Genomic DNA, 19,653 nt, shown 5'->3' with positions numbered 1-19,653 from the left:
TTTAAACTTTGCATTAAAATATGGGATCAAAACCAACATTCGATCAGCTCTACTTGGATCGCCTCGCCTTTGATCAAAAGCTAAAGAAAATGTGGCTTAGCTTTTTTGTTTACCGGTTCCGAATAATCGCCCTGCTGGTAATGCTTATCACGGCCTGGGGATTATATTCGTTTTTCCAACTGCCGCGCGAATCAAACCCGGAAGTGAAAATCCCGATCGCGGTGGTAACCACAACCTTCCCCGGCGCCGCGCCGGCCGACATCGAAGAACTGGTTACGAAAAAAATCGAAAGCAAAATTTCAGGCATCACCGGCATCGATACGATAACATCGTCATCGGCGAATTCGGTTTCCAGCGTGGTCGTCCAGTTTGACGCCGATCAGGATCTGGACGGCTCAATCCGCAAAGTGCGCGATGCGGTGGCCAATATCCAAGGCGATCTCCCCGGCGACGCCAACGACCCGATGGTATACGAAGTGTCGATGGACGACAGCCCGGTACTGACGCTCGCGCTAAGCGGCCCTTACGACGGATCGACTCTTTACGATTACGCCAAGGATATAAAAGACGAATTGGAAAAAATTCCCGGCATCCGGGAAATCGGCATTACCGGCGGCGACCAGCGCGAAATTGAAATCGATTATTCGCCGGAAAAATTAAATTATTACGGAATCACGATCGCCCAGGCGAACGGCGCCGTGCAGGCGGCCAATATCAATGTGCCATCCGGAAATTTCGACGGGTCGACCTATGTTTATCCGGTACGCGCCGACGGCCGGATTTATGATGCCGCGCAATTGCAAAACCTGCCCGTGGGCGCGGCTTCGGGAAATCAGATATTGCTCAAAGATATCGCGAATGTCCGCGAAACCGCGATCGAAAAAACCAAAATCTCCCGCATCTCGTCGGAAGGAAAAACGCCGACCGACGCGGTCACGATCAGCATCGTCAAGCGCACCGGCGGCAATATCATTGAAACCGTCGATCAAGCCAAAGAAACGGTGGCCGGTTTCGTTAAAACCATTCCCGGATTAAGTTACGGAATTACTTTCGACGAAGCTAAATACATCCGGGATGATTTTGACCAGCTCACTCACGATTTCATCATCACCCTTTGTTTGGTGATGGGCGTGCTGTTTTTGCTTATCGGGTTGAAAGAAGCCTTCGTCGCGGGTCTGGCGATACCGCTGGTGTTCTTCATCACTTTCGGAGTAATGGATCTTACCGGCATCACATTAAATTTTCTTTCAATGTTTTCCCTGCTTTTATCACTGGGGTTGATCGTTGACGACGCAATCGTGGTGGTTTCAGCCACGAAGCAATATATGCGCACGGGAAAATTCACGCCGGAAGAAGCGGTTTTGCTGGTGTTGAATGATTTTAAAGTGGTTTTAACCACCACCACGCTCACCACGGTCTGGGCGTTCCTGCCCCTGCTGTTTTCCAGCGGCATAATGGGTGAATTCCTGAAATCGGTGCCAATCACGATCTCGGTCACGCTCACCGCGTCGCTGGCGATCGCCCTGATGATAAACCATCCGATGGCCGCGATCTTGGAACGGGTTCGTTTCACGAAAAATTTCTTTTATATTTATTGCGCGGGAACATTGTCGCTGGCGGCAATCCTGCTTTTCCAAAGCAACCCGTCCGCGATCGCCGCGGGCATAATCGTTCTGGCCGGTTTGGGATTGATGCTTTATTGGTATGAAAAAGGCGGGAAATCGGCCCTGGAAGAAAACAGCCGGCTGGCGCGTATGGAAGCGAAAAACGATGATCTGATAAAACAAAAAATGGCCGGCGGCGAACCGACCGAAAGCAAAAGTTTTCTTTCCCGGCTGGCGCACGGCATAGTAAACTTGAATGCCGCCCTGCCGCTTTATGAAAAATATCTGGCCAAACTCATCGACGACAAGAAAATCCGGCAACGATTCTTTGCCGCGATTATCCTGCTTTTTGTCGCCGCGGCGGCCCTGCCGATAACCGGCATCGTTAAATCGGAATTTTTCCCGGCCGACGATTTGGGCTATATGTATATCAATATCGAAACGCCCACCGGTTACAAGCTTTCCGAAACCGACGGAATTACCCGAAAAGTGGAAGAAAAACTTTTAAACTACGGGGAGATCGACAATTTTGCCACCACCATCGGCGCAAGCGTGTCAACCTCGGTATCGGACGGTTCGGGCGGATCCGCCAACAAAGCGTCGATCACCATCAACCTTGTCGAAAAAAACAAGCGCAAATTAAAATCCTACCAAATGGAGGAAATCCTGCGCGATGATCTGGCGAATATTCCGGACGCCAAAGTAACCGTAGTTTCGTTGCGCGGCGGCCCGCCCAGCGGATCGGCGTTTGAAGCCCAAATCAGCGGCAAGGATATCTCCGAATTGCAACGCATCGCCAATGACCTAAAGCCGGTTCTGGATTCGGTGCCGGGAACCGTAAACAGCGGCATTTCGCTCAAAGAATCGGTCCCGCAATACACATTCAAGCTCGACCAAGTGAAATTGGCGCAAAACAATCTGACCGCGGCCTATGTGGGTTCGGTGTTGCGCACCGCGATCTCCGGCACGGAAATCACCACAATCCTGCGGGACGGCGATGACATTTCGGTTGTCGCCCGATTCGATTCCGCGCAAATCCCCGATCTGGAAGCGGTGCAAAATTTGCAAATAATCAACGCGGCCAAACAAACGGTTTACTTAAAAGATGTCGCCTCGATCTCGCTTGATCCGTCGGTCGAGAAAATCACCCGCATCGACCAGAAACGCACCGTGACATTGTCCAGCGACATCACCGCCAACACCACTTCCAACGCGGTTCTGGCCGAATTCGAGAAAAAAGCGGCTTCATACGGGTTGCCCGAAGGCTACCAAATAACTTACGGCGGCGCCAACGAAACCAACGCCGAATCGGTGCAATCGATTGTCGCGGCGATGAGCTTGGCATTCATTTTAATCATCGTAACCATGGTGATCCAGTTCAATTCGTTCATCAAAGCCGCGATCGTTCTGATGACCGTGCCGCTGGCGCTGATCGGCGTGTTTATCGGTCTGGCGATACTGGGAATTCCGTTAAGTTTTCCGGGCTTGATCGGAATCCTGGCGCTCTTCGGAATCGTGGTAAAAAACGCGATCATTCTGATCGACAAAATCAATCTGAATTTAAACAACGGCATTGAATTCCGCGATGCCATCATCGACGCGGGCAAATCCCGGTTTGAAGCGATCTTCATCACCTCGTTTTGCACCATCATCGGCATCGTTCCGATCACTTTGTCTTCCGCCACTTGGCAAGCCTTGGGAACCGCGATCATCTGCGGCCTGTCGGTTTCCTCGTTATTCACTCTGTTTATGATCCCGGCCCTCTTCGCCAATTTCGTAAAGCCGGAAAACTAAAAAACGCCGGCAAAAATCGCGCTCCGATAATCTTGAAGAAAACATCCTTTGGTTGATGGCGGGGTTAATACCCCGGCATCAATGTATTTTTTTATTCCAGCGCGGCGGCGCAAGCATTGTAAGCGTTCACTTGTTGATTGTAGCGGATGATTTGGGATTTGTAGGCATTATAAACGCTTTCCATTTCCCGGATCACGGAGTTGTATTCGCCAATATCTTTGTTTACCGCGGCAACGACGGCGTTTAATTCCGCGCGCTTTGCTTTGATCGCGGCGTATGAACCGTTAACCGCGATCAAATCGTTCAATTCTTTCTCCAAAGTTCGCGCAACCGCCTTTTGGCGGCTAATTTCCGCCAGTAAAGAATTTTCCCGGCTTGAAAATTGGTCAAGCGTTTTTTTGTCGGCATCAATTCCGGCCGACAGATCCGAATCTATCTGCGGACAAGCGGATTTGGGTACGGCGAATTCCTGCACCGCCAGCCAGCTTTGCCGTCCCTTGTAGATGCCAAAACCAACCGCCACGCCGATTTCCCTAAAACCGGGTTTCAAAATATTTTCGCGATGGCCTTGGCTGTCCATCCACGCCTTGACCAAATCGGCGTCGCTCGCATAATCTCCCAAGGCAAGATTTTCGCCGATCAATATGAACTCATAACCGGAGGATTCGATAAAATAATCCGCGCCATTGCCCGCGGGAGACATATGTTCAAAATATTGGCCGTCAAACATATCTTTGACTTTGGCGGCCGCGGCAAGATTAAGCCGGTCGTTCTCGGCCAGCGCGAAACCCGCGCCCAGATAATTCCGCCGTTCCTTGTTGGTCAAACTTATCACGCCGGCCCGGGTCAGCGCGCCATCGCCGGTTATACGGTCTTGCGTTAACGGCATTTCGCCCACCAAAGGCGCGGATACCGTTTTCGGCGCGGGAGACAATTTGGCCGGCAGGCCGGCGACATCCACGGATTGTTCCGGTGACATCAGGCTCGAATCAACGACATCGGCCGTATCCGCGCCGTTGTCCGGCTCCGGCGCTTGAATTATTTTTACGGTGCCGCCCTCAAAAATAATATCTTGCGGCGTTTGGCTGATTTGCAAGATATTCAACCACAAAAAAACCGACCCGGCGGCGGCCGATAACAACAATGTCGAAATCCACAAAGTTCGTGGCATAATTATATTTTAACACAAAAAAAGCGGTTCCCCGTCTTCTTCTCTCTCCCAAAAAATCAATCGTGGGCAACTATTTTTGCGATGCCGCGAGCGCGACGGCGCGAGCGAAAGCAAATTTTCAGCAGAAAATTATGCGCGTCGCAAAAATAGTTACCCACGATTGATTGCCCCCCTCTAATACTTCTCGCACCGCAACTGGTAGAAAGCCCGGGCGTGATCACAGGACGGGCAAACTTCCGGCGGAATTTTGCCAAAGTGGATGTAACCGCACTCGCGGCAAACCCACCAGGAATCGGCCGCCTTGCTGAACACCGTGCCGGCCTCGATCACTTCCAAGATTTTTTGATAACGGTTCTCGTGGTGCTCTTCGGCCTTGGCAATCGCCCGCAAGCGCCGGGCGATATCGGGCAAACCTTCCTCGTCGGCAACCCGCGCGAACTCGGGATACATTTGCGTGTGTTCGTAATTTTCGCCCGCGATCGCGGCTTTCAAATTATCAACGGTGGTTTCGTAAACCGTGGGCACTTCAGCCTCAACCGCAATCTTTTCTCCGGCCTTGCCGGCCTTGGCCTGCAACTGGTTGATCAGTTTGAACAGCCAGCTGGCGTGTTCCCGTTCGTTATCCGCGCTCATCAAAAAAACCTCGGCGATCTGTTCAAACCCTTCCTTGCGCGCGATCTTGGCGTACATCGTATAACGGTTGCGCGCCTGCGATTCGCCCACAAACGCCTTGGCCAAATTAATAAGAGTTTTATCCATAAAAGTAGCAAAATTCGAAACACGAGTATCGAAATCCGAAACAAATTCTAATTTTCAAAATTTAAATTTTCAAAACAAAATGCAATTTTTTTGTTTTGGTCATTCGATATTTTAATTTCGATATTGTTTCGGATTTCGAACATTCGAATATTCGGATTTAAGAATTTTTATATTCTTTCCTTTCTTTATATTCTTGTTGTTTGCCCGCGTTCCATTGCCCGACCGGCCGCAAATAACCGCAGACCCGCGAATAAACTTCGCAAGGTTTGTAATCGGTCAAGCGCGGACTGGCTTTGTAACAATCGCTGCACTTGAAAACCTCATATTCCTTATCGCCTTCTTTATAGGAAAGCAACACGCCGTTTTTTATCCGGTCGCCCTCGATCTCGATATCGGCCTTGCAATCATAACACTTTTGATTTGGTTCCATATTTTTTAATTGATTATGATTTAGTAAATCCATTGTATCTTGCCCGTTGGCGCCGTCAATAGCCATCAAACATAAACAAAAACAAGGCTTTTGCCTATCTGTTTATAAATTAAAAAGAGAGAGGTTCGGGCAAAACAAAGTAAAATTTTGCGCCCTCATCCTCCCTATCTATTGCCATACCAGCCACTAATAACGCTTTGGATGGTACCTATCGATGTGACTTTCAACAGTCACATTCCTCCCATCCAAAAGTTGGCTGGCCAACTCATGGAGGTAGGAAAGAAAAATCCGCTGATGCATATTTCACCTCTTTTATTTTGAATCTCCTATCCCTAAGAGATCACTAATTATATAAAACATTGATAGATCAATGTCAAGCGTGCAATGCATTGACAAATTTTATGGATATGCTATATAAAAAATAGACTTGGAGGTTTATCGTATTATTACGATATACTCTCCCGAGTCATAGTTCCTTCCTTATTGTAGCGGCCGCTTGGAATTCTCCTCCTATCCCTTCATTGACCAAGCGGCCACCCCTTTCATAAGCAGAGCACAATATAAAACCGTTCTGCTTTCTCTCTTTTTATAAACGCGTTGGCGTTTTTTATTTTACAAACGCGAATACTCGAATTTTTAAAAAATGCGATAACAAGGTAGAATAAACAAATGGCAATTATCCCCAGCCGTTGAATTCGTTGAGGATTGACTTCCCAAAAGCCGAGGTCAAACCTCCACGAATTCAACTTTCGCGCGAGTTTAAATTTTTCACTATTCTAAAATATTATGTCACTTGCCCAACTTCACAACTTCTTCAATCCCAAAACCGTCGCGGTCATCGGCGCCAATGACCGGGAAAATTCGGTCGGGTATTCGATTTTCAAGAATATCAAGGACAGCGCGTTTGGCGGCAAAGCGTTTCCGGTGAATATCAAGGCCAAAACCGTGCAAGGGGTTAAAGCTTATTGCTCGGTTTCCGATATTGGCGAACATATTGATTTGGCGATCATTGCCACGCCCGCGCCAACCGTGCTCGATCTGGTGATCGAATGCGGCAAAGCCAAAGTCAGCGGCGTCGCGATCATCTCTTCGGGTTTCAAAGAAGCCGGCGCCGAAGGCCAAAAAATGTTTGACCGGATCCAGGCCGCGGGCAAAAAATACGGGGTCAAAATTCTGGGACCCAATTGTCTGGGATTCATCAACCCGCGAATTTCGTTAAATGCCAGCTTCGCGCCCGAAATGCCCAACCCCGGGAATATCGCGTTCGTGTCGCAAAGCGGCGCTTTGTGCGACACATTCTTGGATTGGTCTTTGGGCGACAATGTGGGATTTTCCTATTTTGTTTCCATCGGCTCGATGGCTGACATCAGTTTCGATGAACTGATCGATTATTTCGACACCGATCCCAATGTAACCAGCATTCTGCTGTATATGGAATCGCTAAACGACGCGCGCAAGTTTATGAGTTCGGCGCGCGCGTTTTCCAAAACCAAACCGATCGTGTGTTTGAAATCCGGCGTGGACGCCGCCGGCGTAAAAGCCGTGGCCTCGCACACCGGCACGATCGCCGGCGACAATAAAGTCTTTCAAGCCGCGTTTGCGCGCGCCGGCGTGATTCGCGCCGCCACCATCAGCGAACTGTTCAATTATGCCAAAACTTTGAATCACTACAAAAAACCCGCCGGCAACCGTTTGGCCATCGTGACCAATGCCGGCGGTCCGGGCGTGATCTCCACTGATTTCTTGACCGGCAACGGCGGGCGTCTGGCGGAAATTTCGCAGGCCACCGTTCAAACTTTAAACACCCAACTGCCGCCGGCATGGAGCAAAAGCAACCCTATCGATGTTTTGGGCGATGGCCAGCCCCAACATTACCGCGCCGCGGTGGAAGCCTGCCTAAACGATCCGAATGTTGACGGAATAATGATCACTTTGACCCCGCAAGCGGTCACCAAAAGCGGCCAAATCGCGCGCGAAATCGCCGATCTTCCCAACATTGGCGGCAAACCGGTGTTCGCGTCATTTATGGGCCAGCAACGAGTAAAAGACGGCGTCCGGATATTGCTTGGCGCCGGCATTCCGGTTTATCGCACGCCGGAAAAAGCGATCGCCTGTTTTCTGGGCATCAACGAATGGCAAAAAAATCTGGACGACATCCAAACTCCGCCCGAAGCGATTCCGGCGCAATTTGTCCCCGACACCCAAACCGCGCGGATAATAATGGAACGGGCGGCGGAAGAAAAAAGATTTATTCTCACCGGCGCGCCGGCCCGAAAATTTTTAAGCTGTTACGGTCTGGCCGCCAACCCCGCCTATTTGGCCAAAACCGCGGCACGGGCGGCGGCAATCGCCAAAAAAATCGGTTTTCCCGCGGCCATAAAACTGGAAGCGGCCGGACTATTGCACAAAACCGAAGTTAGCGGCATAAAACTTGATATCCGGTCGGCCGGCGAAGCTAAAAAAGCTTTTGGCCAAATCATGGAAAGCGCCAAAAACTACATCGATCCCAAGGATATTGAAGGCATAACCGTGGAAAAAATGGTTTCCAAAAAATTCGAGCTGATTGTGGGCGCGAAAAAAGATCCGATGTTCGGCCCGGTAATCGTTTTTGGAATGGGCGGCGTGGCCGTGGAAGTTTTTAACGATGTAACCATCGGCTTGCCGCCGCTGAATATGGCGCTGGCAAAAAACCTGATGGAGCAAACCAAAATTTTCACCCTGCTCAAGGGCTATCGGAATATGCCGGGCGCCAACATTGCCGAATTGCAATTTTTCCTGTACAAATTTTCCTATCTGCTGGCTGATTTTCCGCAAATCAAAGAAATCGACATCAATCCGCTGGCCGCGGACACGGAAGGTGTTCTTATCGTTGACGCGAAAGTCGTTTTCGATCCCGAAGCTATCGCCAATCCGCCCAAACCATACTCCCATTTGGCGATACTGCCCTATATCAAAGAATATGAAAGCCGCATAACGATTGCCGGCGGACAGAAAGCGCTCCTTCGGCCCATTATGGCCGAAGACGAACCGCGCCACCGGGAATTCCTGAACAATCTCTCCGAGGAAAGCAAACGCTTTCGGTTTTTCAACGCGCCGGAAAATTTCGACGCCAAATTCGCGCGCCACTTCACCCAAATCGATTATGAACGCGAAACCGCGATTATCGCCGAGATTGAAGAAAAAGGCAAGAAAACCACCATCGGCGCGGGCCGTCTCATTGAAGAAGAACCCAATGTAACCGCGGAATTCGCGATTGTGGTGGCCGACGCTTGGCAAAGAAAAGGATTGGGCAAAAAAATCACCGATCATATGATCCGCATCGCCCGCCAGCAAGGATTGAAAAAAATCTATCTTAACTTTCTGAAAGACAACTACGCCATCAAAGCTCTGGTTAAAAAAGAAGGATTCACAATCGCTGAAAACCCGGACAGCGGCTCCGCGGAATTGAATTTGGGTTAAATGTAATTGTTACCCGGTAAGCAAATTTGTTGAGGTTTGACCTCAGCTTTTGGGAGGTCAATCCTCAACGGATTTGCGGCAATGGATAGCGCGAATGCAAAGGTCAAGCGATTTTTTATTGTTCGATCTTCACGATATCGCCAATTTTCGCGCCCAAACGCTTCATTTCGCCGCCGTTCACTTCAATAACATATCTGGCCGAAAAATCCGGCCCGTATAGCGGACAAGGGTCTTTGATACAAGGCGAGATATTGTTTGAAATAAAAATTATTTTTTTGTCCGTGCCGATCCAGATTATGTCCAAACTGATCAAAGTGTTTTTCATCCAAAATTTATGGATTCCGGCGCCGCCGAAATCAAACAGCATCCCCTTGTCTTTATCCAAGCTTGCCCGGTACATCAAACCACGCTCGATTTCCTGCGAAGTCTTTGCCAATTCCACGCCATAACATTGCTCGCCAAAACAAACCTTGCCCGCGATCCGTCCGGCTTCGGGAGCGGTTGACGATGAAACCGGATTGCTTACCGCGCCAATTTCGGTTTCCAAAAGCGGCGCGAACTTGCCGTCACCCTCGGTAGTCCCGATATTGTTTTGAGGATCAGTCAACACCGGCGATTGTTCTCGCGACTCCTGATCCCGCGCGTCGGCGCCGCCGGAAGGCGTTCTGCGATCGTTCAAATAAGCAACGATAAAAACCGCGACAATAATAACCGCGATCGCCGCCCGGGGAATAAATTTATTTTTTATGTTGATTTGAGGAAAATTCATATTTTTGGCTTTATACGCGGTTGGGTTTGGCAAATCTGTTTTTAAACTAACTTTTTTAGAAAAAATTATCAATGTCATAATAAGGTCCGCTGGCGCGAAACGCCCCGCGATAATGATTCTCAAATCGAGATGATCTCAAGGCAATTTGATTATATTTTTTGTTAGTTTACTTGACTAAAGTAATTTAGTTTGATAAAGTGATAATATGGATTGGAAAAATGAGGATAAACAAAATTTGATCAGCGCGTTTCTGGCGTTTAAAACTATTGGGGAAACCCAAGCTTTTTTGCGCGATTTGATGACCGAAGACGAAATCAAAGAATTCGCCAACCGGCTGAAAGCCGCACGAATGCTTTCGGAAAAAATCCCCTATTCGGCCATCGTCAATGCCACCGGCCTAAGCTCAACCACGATTGCCCGCGTTTCCAAATGGCTCAACGGCCCGCTGGGCGGCTACAAAACCATTCTAAACCGTTTGCATCGCCGCAACCAACGCTCCCGGGCGGAGATTGGCCGCGGTCGGTTTTAAATTTTACAAATTTTGCCACTGTCAATCCCTTCCCGGAAGGGTTTTTTGTTGCGCATCCTTCGGGGAAGCGGTTCTTTAAAAAAACGGAGTGGTCGAAAAATGAAAATAAGCAAAACAAATTCGATTGGATTGAATGGCATCGCCCCGTCAAACGGCAAGAGCCGCGAATGCCTGATATGCGGCCGGAAATTGCCCGTCGGATACCCGGTCAGAACATGCGGCGACTGCCTTGAAATGGGGGTACGCGGTTCAATTTGCCTGGTCGCGGCCGAATACGGCAAAATCGCCGGTTTTGTTCTGGGATTTGAAATCGTCACCGATGAAAACGGCAAAATAATCAACCTCTTCGCGGATAATTATTTTGGCGACTTCATCGGAATCCCGGAATCGAACGATATCCTGCGCGACGAAATCTTTTTTTTCGTGGACGATTTGACAACTGTCGCGGAGAAAGAAACCGACGCGGGAAAAGAACTGGTCGCCAAACTGATATGGCCGCACGGAAGACGAAATATCCTGATCAAAACGATGACCGGCTCGCGGCTTTTTGAAGCCTGCGAAAGCTTGGGAGGCGAAAAAATATTCGAACAAAACAAGATTTGCCTCCAATTGATCAAAGCCTCGGAAGAAAAATCCCGAGACTGTTTTTATATTTTCGCGCGAGACGCCATCATCCCCCCGATCTTTTTTGAAGTATTTTACCAAACTTTGTTGAATTTCCAGCCTTGTTTTTTGGCGTTCTCGAAATAGTTGCGCAAGATTGTTTCGGAATTTCGGTCGGTCTGGTTTTTTCCGATAATATAATGAATGCAAAGCAACAATCCCAGATAAGAATCACCACCCAGCTCGTAACTATCGCCGGTTCCGTCATACTTGCAATTTAGGCAAAACACCAAGCGGTCGGGATTTGGCTGCAGCAACATACCATGCGCCGCGTTGGAATATCCGCCCGCGTCCGCGCCGATGCCGTCCAGGGTTTCGGCGATTTTCCGCTTGGCCATCCTGCCGACAATTTCATATTTATCGTCGGCTAAAAAGAAAATAAATTTGTATTTGCGCAAATCCGGAATCCGCAAATTTTCCATCGTATCCGCCAGGCCGGCAACATCTTCTTTTAAAATCCCGTAAAGCATGGCCGCGTAAGTGCTCACATTGTAAGTCGGCGGTTCCATAATCGCGGGAAACACGAAAATATCCTCGGGTTTCAAAAACTTGCCCGCGGGCGGTTCGGGGTTGGAAGTAATCAACTTGGGCCGCCAGTTGTTTTCGGTGAGCCATCGCGCCATTTTAACGCCGTCTTTCGCGCCCGACGCGTTGACGATGTAGATATCCGAATCGCGTTCGGGATTGTTCTCAAAAAACTTTTTGTAATCAACCACGGAGAATCCAACGCCGCCGAAATTCTGCGCCAGAATCCGTCCCGTGTTGTCGGCGTCGCCCGAACCCACGAAAACATTGCGGCTCGATTTTATGATTTTCAATTCCGGATATTTCCAACCGGCCAGATTTTTTGCCGTTTCCATCGCGTAATAATCCAATTTCTCGATTTTTTCCAATTTTTGATCTTCCATTTTTTTGATTATTATAGCTGTTGCTTGGTTATTTTAACAAAAAATCGCCAAAATGGCGATTTTTAAAAAAATTGAAACGCAAACTAGTCGATAAAGGTCAGCGCTTTGCCGTATTGATTGCCGCGGCCGGTGCGGCCGATGCGATGGATATAATCCTCGTAGGATTGCGGCAAATCATAATTGATCACATGCGAAACATTGGCGATATCCAATCCCCGCGCGGCCACATCGGTGGCGACAAGGACTTGAATGCGGTCCTGCTTGAACAATTCCAATGATTTCACGCGGCGCGAATAATTCTTGTCGCCGTGGATTGATTCGGTTTTAAAGCCGTTTTTCTCCAAAGTCTTGCAAAGATTTTCCACGCCATGCTTGGTGCGGCCGAAAATCAGCACTTTGCTGAATTCTTCCCGCGCCAGCAACTCGCGCAAAACTTCGGTTTTGTTGCGGCCGTTGATTTTCACCACATCCTGCTCCACATTCTGCGAAGTGTCGCGGGTTTTGATGGAAATTTTCACCGGATCGCGCAAAAACTCGCCGATAAGCCGATCGATTTCGGGCGACAAAGTCGCCGAAAAAAACAAAGTCTGGCGGTTTTGCGGCATACCCGCCATCAAAAATCTCATATCATTGATAAACCCCATATCAAGCATCCGATCGGCTTCATCCAAAACAATGGTCGAGAATTCCGCCAGATTTATCCGCTTGCGGTCGATTAAATCCTTTAACCGCCCCGGTGTTCCGATAATAAAATTATTGAAATAGCGCAATTCGGACATTTGCCGCGACACGCTGGTTCCGCCCACGCAACACACCGAAAATATCTTTAATCCCTTGGCCAAATTTTTTAATTCCTGGTCGGTTTGCGCCGCCAATTCGCGCGTCGGCGCCACGATCAAAACCTTGGCCTTGCGATTGCCCAAAACTTTGTTGATCAGCGGCACCAAAAATGCCGCGGTTTTCCCCGTGCCGGTATCGGCAATCCCCACTACATCGATCCCTTTCAGAATCTGCGGAATGGCTTTGGCTTGAATCGGCGTGGCGTTCACATAACCCTTATCCGCGATTCTTTGTTTCAATTGCTTATCAACTTCGAAATCGCAAAATTTCGTCTCGGACAGCTTCTCGCCGGCCGGGTCGCTTTGCCCGATTGCTTTGTTGACAAATTTTGCCGGATCGATTCTGGCTCCCCGGAAATTATTCCCCCTTGAGCCTCCCCCGCGCTTGGCGCCGAACTTGCCGGCGTTAAAACGCCGGGGCCGGGAACCAAAACTCGAGAGCCTTGATTTCATAAAATATCCGCGGGTTTTTTCCCCGCTCTGCGTACTCGTCTGCATATCTTTTATAACTTCGGGTCTTTAGGCTTTCCTGCGTGCGTTTGCAAAACAAAAAAAGCGACCAATCATTTTTTTCGCCAGTTTTTGAAGCTTATAGCCCTTCGCAACGCTCAGGACTTCGCGGATTACCGCTCGCTTAACGAGAATAGGTTTTGCCTAAACAAAACTAACGAGAATTTAAGTTATGTTTAAACAATATCATAAAACCGCCTCCCTGTCAAGGTTGCAGTGGTTGTAGCCACTCGCCGGGAACGGGATTTCAAGGGTCTATCCCTCGTTAATACGAGGGATAGTCCCTTGAAATTCACCCCGGATTCTTCTTACAAGGGTCTAACCCTTGTTGATTATCCCTCGGAAATACTCGGGACAGGCAACAGGAGATAGACCCTTAAATACAAATACAAAGATGATATAATAAAATTGGGATTGTAAAATAAAATATATGAAACAAAAAACAATGGTTCTGGGCAGCGTTGTTATCCTCGTTCTGGCGATAAGCGGCGGTTTGTTTTTCTACTTTCAAAATGAAAAAACAATCCCCGCCCCGATTTTGCGGCAATCCGAACAAAAGAAAGAAGACGCGGAAACCAAACCCGCCGAAGAATCCATCACTCCCTTGCGGCTTGATTACGCCATCAGCAATTTTGGTCCGGGCCAAAGCAACACGATTTCTTATTACATAGAAAACAAAACCACATGCGACAACCGGCCGGCTTATTTGGGATTGATGGAAATCCGACCGAACGATAAAAATTCGCAAACGCAATACGCCAAATTCACAATCTATGCCGATAATGGCCAAATGGCCGTCAGTACCTGGGTCAACGAAACCGGCATGGCTTTTGACGATGCCGTGTCAAAATACAACGATTTGGATTTGCCGTTAACGCTCAACAGGCTGTTTGCTTATGCCGGTAAAAATTTTAACGATAGAGAATACTGGGAAACAACTTCGCCGATATTGTTGAAAAATGTTTTCACGGGACAATCCACGGGCGATTATTCCATCATCCCGCAAGAAAACGACGATACCGGCGCGGTTCCCTGCAAAAAATTTAAGATGGTGGTGAAATCAACCGACACCGACGGGTTTTTCAATGTTTGCGTGGCGCGAAAAATCGGCGACATCAACTTGCCTTTTGTTGTTTCTATGGCCTTTGAAAACGCGCAAGGACCGGGCTGGACGCTTAAAAATTTCGCCAATGAAAAATCCAAAATCGCCTGGATACCGCAATGCTTGGCGCCGGTCGCGTGCGAAAATATCATTCAACCCGCGCAATCGGAACGCACCGCCTGTAATTTGCGCGGCGGCCAGATTGAAACCAACTTCGATCAACAAGGATGCGTTACGGAATACAAATGCATGACGCAAGCCGAAATCGCCGCCGCAACAATCGCAAGAATGCAAAACCCGGAGTGTTTGGTGAGCCAAAAAGTTTTGGACAAAATCCTGCAATGCCGGAAAAACAATCTGCCCAATTTCGATCCGGCGGGTTACGACAATTCCGGATGCTTGGCCGATATCGCCAATTGCCGGCAGTAACGCCAAACAAAAAACCGCGGCATTTTATGCCGCGGTTTTTTGAAAAATTCGCATTACGGTGCCAGCATGTTCTGCGCTTTGATATCGGATTCGGTCTTGAAAAAAGCCGGATCGATAGTGGTGTCAAAACAGGTGCGTTCGGCGCCGTGAACCCAATATTGGGGCACCGTCATCAACCCGGCCCGCGTCCCGTAATAATAGGGCGTATTCTTGCCAACCGATTCCGCGCTCAAAACCGTTTTGAAATCCGCGCAGATCCGGAACGAAAGCTCTCCGGTAACCGCGTATTCGTATTGTTTTCCGGTTTCCGGATCTTTGGGCATGCCATAGCCGGTCACGCTCAATTCATTCAAGTCCTTGGCCAAAACCTTTTTTTGCTGCCAATAATCGGCCGCGTTGTTTTGTATTTCCTGCAAATTGCCCGTTCGCTGCTCGTCGAACCGCAGATCGCGCTGGTTTGCCGGCGACCCCATCAAGGAAAAACCGAAAATAATGCTGGCCGCGATCACGGCCGCCGTAATCCAGGCGATCTTTTTGGGCATATCGGTCGCCTTGTCTTTCTTTTTCAAATCCCACAAAAAATAACCGAACACCGCGGCGGCAACGATCAGGATAACCGTCGATTTCAAGAAAAATTGCATGGTCAGATCGCCCCGCAAAAAATTAAAGATCAATGAAACCAGATCGATCACCATGGTCAGCGCCGAAACAAACAAAGTGATATACCACAGCCATTTGCGCACCCCGGCTTCGCGCTTGGCCGGATTGGCCCGCAGATCCTTGCCGATTATCCAGGAAACCAAAACATGCACCGGAAACGCCACCACGATCGCCGATGTCGCCCAAATCAGCGTCATATATATGCCGCTGCCGATGCCTTGGGGATTCAATTTGTCGGGCACCAGAAAATTGATGATCTGCCACCACAAAGTGATGAACGCGATCACGCTCAAATAGATCATCGCCGCCGACAAAAGATGCAAAAACGCATCCTTGGCCGTCTCCTTGGGGACATTGGAAACATTTGTGTTTTCCATAGTTTTTGGTTATTTTATTATTGATTAGATTATATCAAACCCGCTCTATAACGCCATAGATGGCATCGTTCAATGCTCAAGCAAGCTTGACAATGTCCGATTTTATCATATGCTTAAATTGACGTTTGGAGGGCCTTGGCCCTGTCACGGCTATCCAAGCTGTAACCAAGCGTCACTAAAGCATACCGCGTCCGCGGTATTTTTAGTTTAATCGGGATCAAGACTGCCGCTGTGCAAAATCCTTTTACTGTTTTTCTTATCAACGCCCCAAAAAGGGATAACGCTCCAAAAATGTTTTTCGCCGCCAATTACCTCCTTGACGACTATTTTTAATCTAACCGAGGAGACAACCGCTACAAATTCATAATAAACCACCTCCCTTAAAATGTGCTTCCATCCGCCACTCGTTTTTTGTTCTTCAAATCTTTTGATTTTCCATATCCCTTGAATAGTATGGGATTTTTTTAATACTTCGGGAACCAAACACAAAAGTTTTAATCTCGCATATTGGTCTTTTGCCGGCCGTGCCTGTTGATCGGCTTTGAATTTAAGATGCTTTAATCCCTTTGAATTAAAAACAATTTTTTCTTGAAAATAGGGACAATAAATTTCCCCGATTGAACCGTAAAATTTTTCTGCTTCATCCTTTATCTTGTTAAAATCACCTTGATTGAAATTAAATTTGCCCATTTTAGTTTTTACCTCGTCAATAATTACAATCTATCCGTTTTTACGCCAAAAATCAATCAAGAAACAGTATAATGCCGCCCTCATATATTCCAAATGGAATATATGAGATTTCACTCGGCCTGCTATTTCACCCGGGCTTGGCTGTCAAAAAACAAATGAAATATGATACAATATCACGATAAGCAAAAAAATTATGATCACATCTGAACAAGAAAAATGGTTGGCGCATTTGCCGGATGGCAATTCAATTGAAATTCATCCTTACGATCCAACTTCACTGGACAAATTTAGCCTCATTAAACAAATGATTAAGAAAACACTGGGAAAAGGCGCAAAAATAGAGCTTCACGGCGCGGTCAGCTTTGGAATTTCCGGGCAAGGCGAGATCGATATTGATATTCCCGTATCTCCGGCTGATTTTGACACAACAATCAAAAAAATGGAAAGGGCCTTTGGCAAGCCGGGTAGTTTATATCCTTTGCGAAGGGCGCGTTTCGTAATTTGTATCAAAGAGACAAAAGCGGAGATCATTGTGGTGAATGAGGAATGCGCCGACTGGACGAATTTATTGGAATTTGAAGAACATCTAAAAACCCACCCCAAAGCACTAAATGCATATGAAAAAATAAAAGAAGCCGCGGCCGGCTTGAGCACTCAAAAATATTACCGCGCCAAAACCAAGTTCATCAACAGAATCCTGGCCAAATGCAAATAACCAAAACGAAATATATTTCAAATGGAATATATGCAAACTGCCGCCTTTCCGCGATTCTATAATTTTAGCTATGGCTGAATTTATATAATTTTTTAAACGCTCCCGAATTGTTCCGCCAAAAAATCGCCGCTTGGGCGATTTTTGAAAAACTATTTTCGGCTGTTTCCTTTTTTGGGGCGGTGCTTTTTGACCAGCCGGCGATGCGCGGTTTTATTTTTGTTCTTGTTGGGGTTGTGCGAATTTTTCATAGCTTACAATTCAATTAAATTGTGAAACCGGTATTTTCCGATAATTTACATTTTTTTCGTTATTGCCAAAATTACAAACTTTGCTTCACCGCGCATTTGGCAAGGCAATAACGAAAAAATTGTATGAGCGCTATCGGAAAATACCGGTTTCACAATTTAAGATAATATTAACTTTTGCGGTTTCGGATCGGCAAAGATGTGAGCCACATTATGAACGGCCGGCGCAATTTGTCCAACGGCCAATCCTCGCCGTCTTCAAAAAGCGACGGTTTCTCTTCCTTGAAGCGCACCAACAACGCAATCGTTGCCCGCAGGTTCAACGGCGACAACTTGTTATGCTCTGATAAAAACATCTCTTGCCGGGTCATATCTCCACACTACACTATTAAGCCGGAAAAGCAACAAAAAAACGCTCCGAAAAATATCGGAGCGCTTTTGAAGTCTCATGATTAGACGCGGGAAACATTCACTGCCGCGGGGCCTTTATCGCCATCAATTACCTCGAAAGAGACGGTGTCGCCAACTTTCAATTCATCGTAGGTAACGCCCTTCAATTCCTTGGAGTGGAAAAACAAGTCTTTGGCTTCCCCTTCGCGGGAAATGAAGCCAAATCCTCTTTCCGTAAGTGTTTTGATTGTACCTTCCATTTTTTTGTTTTGTTTAAATTAATAACAACGGGAAAATCGACTGTTTTGTTGCTTATCATCCTCGTTATCCCACTATACACCATATTCGGTTTTTTGCCAAATGGCTATGGCGCGGCAATTTACAACCGACGGCATCCATTCCGCAAACAACCATCGTTGTTTGCCGACCGCTAATCAAAAAATGAAATCCTGTACTGGTCGATTTCGCGCTGATCAAGATCGTAAAAATTTTTGTTTTCGTCGTGCAATTTTTGCGCCAGCGCCCGTCCCACGAACCGCCAGTGCCACGGTTCAAACTGGTAATAATCGTTGTCCTCGGGATAGGAAAGCGCGAAGCCATACTGGTGAGCGTTCTGCCGCAACCATTCGTAGGCATCGCTTTTTTCAAAACCGGAAAAACTCGCGCCGATCTCCGGCGTGGTGAAATCGACCGTGGTGCCCAACTGGTGTTCGGAATATCCCTGGTCGGCCGAAAACTTATTCGCCCCGGCGCCATAAGTTATTTTGTACGACGACTTCAGACTGCTCTGCTCGCCGAACGAACGATAAGCCGAAACTATTTTTATATCGACATTGTCGGCGCGCGCCGTTGACAGCAGAACTTTCAGAAACGGCCAAATCTTGGAATAAACCAGATAATCGGCGTTGGAATTATAGCCGTATTCCGGATCAATCGCCGAAAACGATTCGGGAATATAGTTTTCATTCAAAAAATAAACTTTTGAATATTTCTTAAGAAGTTCTTCGTCGATGGCTTTTAATTTTTCCAAAGCGTCCACCGATCCCCGAATCTCGCCGACTTGCGAGTTGAGGGTGTCCACCCGGATCTTTTCCTGGTTGTATTTGTCCACGGCATCATTGTATTGCATGCCGATATTATCGCGCTGGGCAACCGTGATTGCCAAATTCTGTTTTGTCAACGCCAATTCCGCTTCCGAACTGTTGATTTCGGAATTCAAATTTTTGATTGTCGCGGCAAACCCGCGCGAAGTTTGCGAAATTTCGTTTTCAAGCAATTTTCGGTTCTCCCGCAGAAAATAATTCTGCGACGCCAAAAACGCGATTGCCGCGCCAGCGACCGCGAAGATTGCCGCGCTCAGCAAAAACGATACGCCAATTCTTTTATTCAAAATCATAAAATCAATATGAGAGCGTGGAAAAACTATTTTCAGAACGAAATTTTCAGATTTCGAGCGAGAAAAATAAGGAAGGAGAAGGCATACTTGGCTTAAAGTCTGCCGCCGACCGACGAATTTTTCGCGGCCGAAAGATGGAAATTGCAGTTGAAATATAGTTTTTCCACGCTCTCAATATACCATTAAAACACGCGTAATAAAAACTTCTACCTTT

Annotated in this window: 17 protein-coding genes; 6 read left to right on the top strand and 11 right to left on the bottom strand. The window is 47.6% G+C overall.

Annotated elements, in window-relative coordinates; translation table 11 throughout:
• Positions 1-20 precede the first annotated feature (20 nt).
• Positions 21-3,398, top strand: coding sequence for an efflux RND transporter permease subunit (locus L7H18_01755; protein UMX48249.1), 3,378 nt, complete (start codon positions 21-23; stop codon positions 3,396-3,398).
• Positions 3,399-3,489: 91 nt separating this feature from the next.
• Here L7H18_01755 and L7H18_01750 read toward each other — a convergent pair whose 3' ends face one another.
• The 3 genes from L7H18_01750 to L7H18_01740 all read right to left on the bottom strand — a co-directional run bounded on the left by L7H18_01750 (position 3,490) and on the right by L7H18_01740 (position 5,758).
• Positions 3,490-4,569: a CAP domain-containing protein gene (locus tag L7H18_01750; protein UMX48248.1), complete on the bottom strand. Its 1,080-nt coding sequence runs from the start codon at positions 4,567-4,569 to the stop codon at positions 3,490-3,492.
• Positions 4,570-4,743: 174 nt separating this feature from the next.
• Positions 4,744-5,328: a rubrerythrin family protein gene (locus tag L7H18_01745; protein UMX48247.1), complete on the bottom strand. Its 585-nt coding sequence runs from the start codon at positions 5,326-5,328 to the stop codon at positions 4,744-4,746.
• A 157-nt stretch (positions 5,329-5,485) separates the two neighbouring features.
• A complete protein-coding gene (locus L7H18_01740) occupies positions 5,486-5,758 on the bottom strand; it encodes an anaerobic ribonucleoside-triphosphate reductase (GenBank protein ID UMX48246.1) in 273 nt (90 codons plus the stop codon).
• A gap of 786 nt (positions 5,759-6,544) precedes the next feature.
• On the opposite strand from L7H18_01740, the gene L7H18_01735 reads away from it, so the two are divergent.
• Positions 6,545-9,217 carry a GNAT family N-acetyltransferase gene (locus L7H18_01735; protein UMX48245.1) on the top strand — a complete coding sequence of 891 codons (2,673 nt, stop codon included), beginning with the start codon at positions 6,545-6,547 and terminating at the stop codon, positions 9,215-9,217.
• Between the two features lie 115 nt (positions 9,218-9,332).
• On the opposite strand, the gene L7H18_01730 is transcribed toward L7H18_01735, so the two are convergent.
• On the bottom strand, positions 9,333-9,986 hold the full coding sequence (locus tag L7H18_01730; protein UMX48244.1) for a DUF192 domain-containing protein: 654 nt from the start codon (positions 9,984-9,986) through the stop codon (positions 9,333-9,335).
• A gap of 205 nt (positions 9,987-10,191) precedes the next feature.
• Here L7H18_01730 and L7H18_01725 point away from each other — a divergent pair, with 205 nt between their 5' ends.
• Both L7H18_01725 and L7H18_01720 read left to right on the top strand, forming a co-directional pair.
• The gene (locus tag L7H18_01725; GenBank protein UMX48243.1) at positions 10,192-10,515 is read left to right on the top strand and encodes a YerC/YecD family TrpR-related protein; all 324 of its coding nucleotides are present in this window, start codon (positions 10,192-10,194) and stop codon (positions 10,513-10,515) included.
• A gap of 99 nt (positions 10,516-10,614) precedes the next feature.
• Positions 10,615-11,265, top strand: a complete 651-nt coding sequence (locus L7H18_01720; GenBank protein ID UMX48242.1) for a hypothetical protein — start codon at positions 10,615-10,617, stop codon at positions 11,263-11,265.
• Here the strand turns inward: L7H18_01720 and L7H18_01715 are convergent.
• Together L7H18_01715 and L7H18_01710 are read right to left on the bottom strand one after the other, a co-directional pair.
• Positions 11,214-12,086 (bottom strand): hypothetical protein, encoded by an 873-nt coding sequence (locus tag L7H18_01715; GenBank protein UMX48241.1) that lies wholly within the window; start codon positions 12,084-12,086, stop codon positions 11,214-11,216. The two genes, L7H18_01720 and L7H18_01715, sit on opposite strands and share 52 nt — an antisense overlap.
• Positions 12,087-12,169: 83 nt before the next feature.
• The gene (locus L7H18_01710) at positions 12,170-13,378 is read right to left on the bottom strand and encodes a DEAD/DEAH box helicase (GenBank protein ID UMX48240.1); all 1,209 of its coding nucleotides are present in this window, start codon (positions 13,376-13,378) and stop codon (positions 12,170-12,172) included.
• A gap of 487 nt (positions 13,379-13,865) precedes the next feature.
• Here L7H18_01710 and L7H18_01705 point away from each other — a divergent pair, with 487 nt between their 5' ends.
• Positions 13,866-14,966 (top strand): hypothetical protein, encoded by a 1,101-nt coding sequence (locus L7H18_01705; protein ID UMX48239.1) that lies wholly within the window; start codon positions 13,866-13,868, stop codon positions 14,964-14,966.
• 53 nt (positions 14,967-15,019) lie between these two features.
• Here the strand turns inward: L7H18_01705 and L7H18_01700 are convergent, their stop codons facing one another.
• Both L7H18_01700 and L7H18_01695 read right to left on the bottom strand, forming a co-directional pair.
• Positions 15,020-16,003 (bottom strand): DUF5671 domain-containing protein, encoded by a 984-nt coding sequence (locus L7H18_01700; protein ID UMX48238.1) that lies wholly within the window; start codon positions 16,001-16,003, stop codon positions 15,020-15,022.
• A 207-nt stretch (positions 16,004-16,210) separates the two neighbouring features.
• Positions 16,211-16,693: a hypothetical protein gene (locus L7H18_01695; GenBank protein UMX48237.1), complete on the bottom strand. Its 483-nt coding sequence runs from the start codon at positions 16,691-16,693 to the stop codon at positions 16,211-16,213.
• Between the two features lie 193 nt (positions 16,694-16,886).
• Between L7H18_01695 and L7H18_01690 the strand changes: the two genes are divergently transcribed.
• Entirely contained in the window at positions 16,887-17,408 is a 522-nt protein-coding gene (locus tag L7H18_01690) for a GrpB family protein (GenBank protein UMX48236.1), read from the top strand.
• A gap of 415 nt (positions 17,409-17,823) precedes the next feature.
• Here L7H18_01690 and L7H18_01685 read toward each other — a convergent pair whose 3' ends face one another.
• The 3 genes from L7H18_01685 to L7H18_01675 all read right to left on the bottom strand — a co-directional run bounded on the left by L7H18_01685 (position 17,824) and on the right by L7H18_01675 (position 19,433).
• Positions 17,824-18,024: a hypothetical protein gene (locus tag L7H18_01685; protein ID UMX48235.1), complete on the bottom strand. Its 201-nt coding sequence runs from the start codon at positions 18,022-18,024 to the stop codon at positions 17,824-17,826.
• Positions 18,025-18,105: 81 nt separating this feature from the next.
• Positions 18,106-18,303 (bottom strand): cold shock domain-containing protein, encoded by a 198-nt coding sequence (locus L7H18_01680; GenBank protein UMX48234.1) that lies wholly within the window; start codon positions 18,301-18,303, stop codon positions 18,106-18,108.
• Positions 18,304-18,473: 170 nt separating this feature from the next.
• Positions 18,474-19,433, bottom strand: a complete 960-nt coding sequence (locus tag L7H18_01675; GenBank protein UMX48233.1) for a M15 family metallopeptidase — start codon at positions 19,431-19,433, stop codon at positions 18,474-18,476.
• Positions 19,434-19,653: the final 220 nt, after the last annotated feature.

Source organism: Candidatus Nealsonbacteria bacterium DGGOD1a (genome assembly GCA_022530585.1).
Classification (GTDB): domain Bacteria; phylum Patescibacteriota; class Minisyncoccia; order Minisyncoccales; family UBA5738; genus UBA5738.
The sequence above is the reverse complement of the archived record's forward strand: the minus strand, read 5'-3'. Positions and strand labels throughout refer to the sequence as shown.

What these genes read in the sequence shown, in the direction of transcription:
- L7H18_01755 (UMX48249.1), top strand. Translation starts at nt 21, where the DNA reads ATGGGATCAAAACCAACATTCGATCAGCTCTACTTGGATCGCCTCGCC.
- L7H18_01690 (UMX48236.1), top strand. Translation starts at nt 16,887, where the DNA reads ATGATCACATCTGAACAAGAAAAATGGTTGGCGCATTTGCCGGATGGC.
- L7H18_01740 (UMX48246.1), bottom strand. Translation starts at nt 5,758, where the DNA reads ATGGAACCAAATCAAAAGTGTTATGATTGCAAGGCCGATATCGAGATC.
- L7H18_01715 (UMX48241.1), bottom strand. Translation starts at nt 12,086, where the DNA reads ATGGAAGATCAAAAATTGGAAAAAATCGAGAAATTGGATTATTACGCG.
- L7H18_01680 (UMX48234.1), bottom strand. Translation starts at nt 18,303, where the DNA reads ATGGAAGGTACAATCAAAACACTTACGGAAAGAGGATTTGGCTTCATT.
- L7H18_01745 (UMX48247.1), bottom strand. Translation starts at nt 5,328, where the DNA reads ATGGATAAAACTCTTATTAATTTGGCCAAGGCGTTTGTGGGCGAATCG.
- L7H18_01725 (UMX48243.1), top strand. Translation starts at nt 10,192, where the DNA reads ATGGATTGGAAAAATGAGGATAAACAAAATTTGATCAGCGCGTTTCTG.
- L7H18_01705 (UMX48239.1), top strand. Translation starts at nt 13,866, where the DNA reads ATGAAACAAAAAACAATGGTTCTGGGCAGCGTTGTTATCCTCGTTCTG.
- L7H18_01735 (UMX48245.1), top strand. Translation starts at nt 6,545, where the DNA reads ATGTCACTTGCCCAACTTCACAACTTCTTCAATCCCAAAACCGTCGCG.
- L7H18_01695 (UMX48237.1), bottom strand. Translation starts at nt 16,693, where the DNA reads ATGGGCAAATTTAATTTCAATCAAGGTGATTTTAACAAGATAAAGGAT.
- L7H18_01720 (UMX48242.1), top strand. Translation starts at nt 10,615, where the DNA reads ATGAAAATAAGCAAAACAAATTCGATTGGATTGAATGGCATCGCCCCG.
- L7H18_01710 (UMX48240.1), bottom strand. Translation starts at nt 13,378, where the DNA reads ATGAAATCAAGGCTCTCGAGTTTTGGTTCCCGGCCCCGGCGTTTTAAC.
- L7H18_01700 (UMX48238.1), bottom strand. Translation starts at nt 16,003, where the DNA reads ATGGAAAACACAAATGTTTCCAATGTCCCCAAGGAGACGGCCAAGGAT.
- L7H18_01750 (UMX48248.1), bottom strand. Translation starts at nt 4,569, where the DNA reads ATGCCACGAACTTTGTGGATTTCGACATTGTTGTTATCGGCCGCCGCC.
- L7H18_01685 (UMX48235.1), bottom strand. Translation starts at nt 18,024, where the DNA reads ATGACCCGGCAAGAGATGTTTTTATCAGAGCATAACAAGTTGTCGCCG.
- L7H18_01730 (UMX48244.1), bottom strand. Translation starts at nt 9,986, where the DNA reads ATGAATTTTCCTCAAATCAACATAAAAAATAAATTTATTCCCCGGGCG.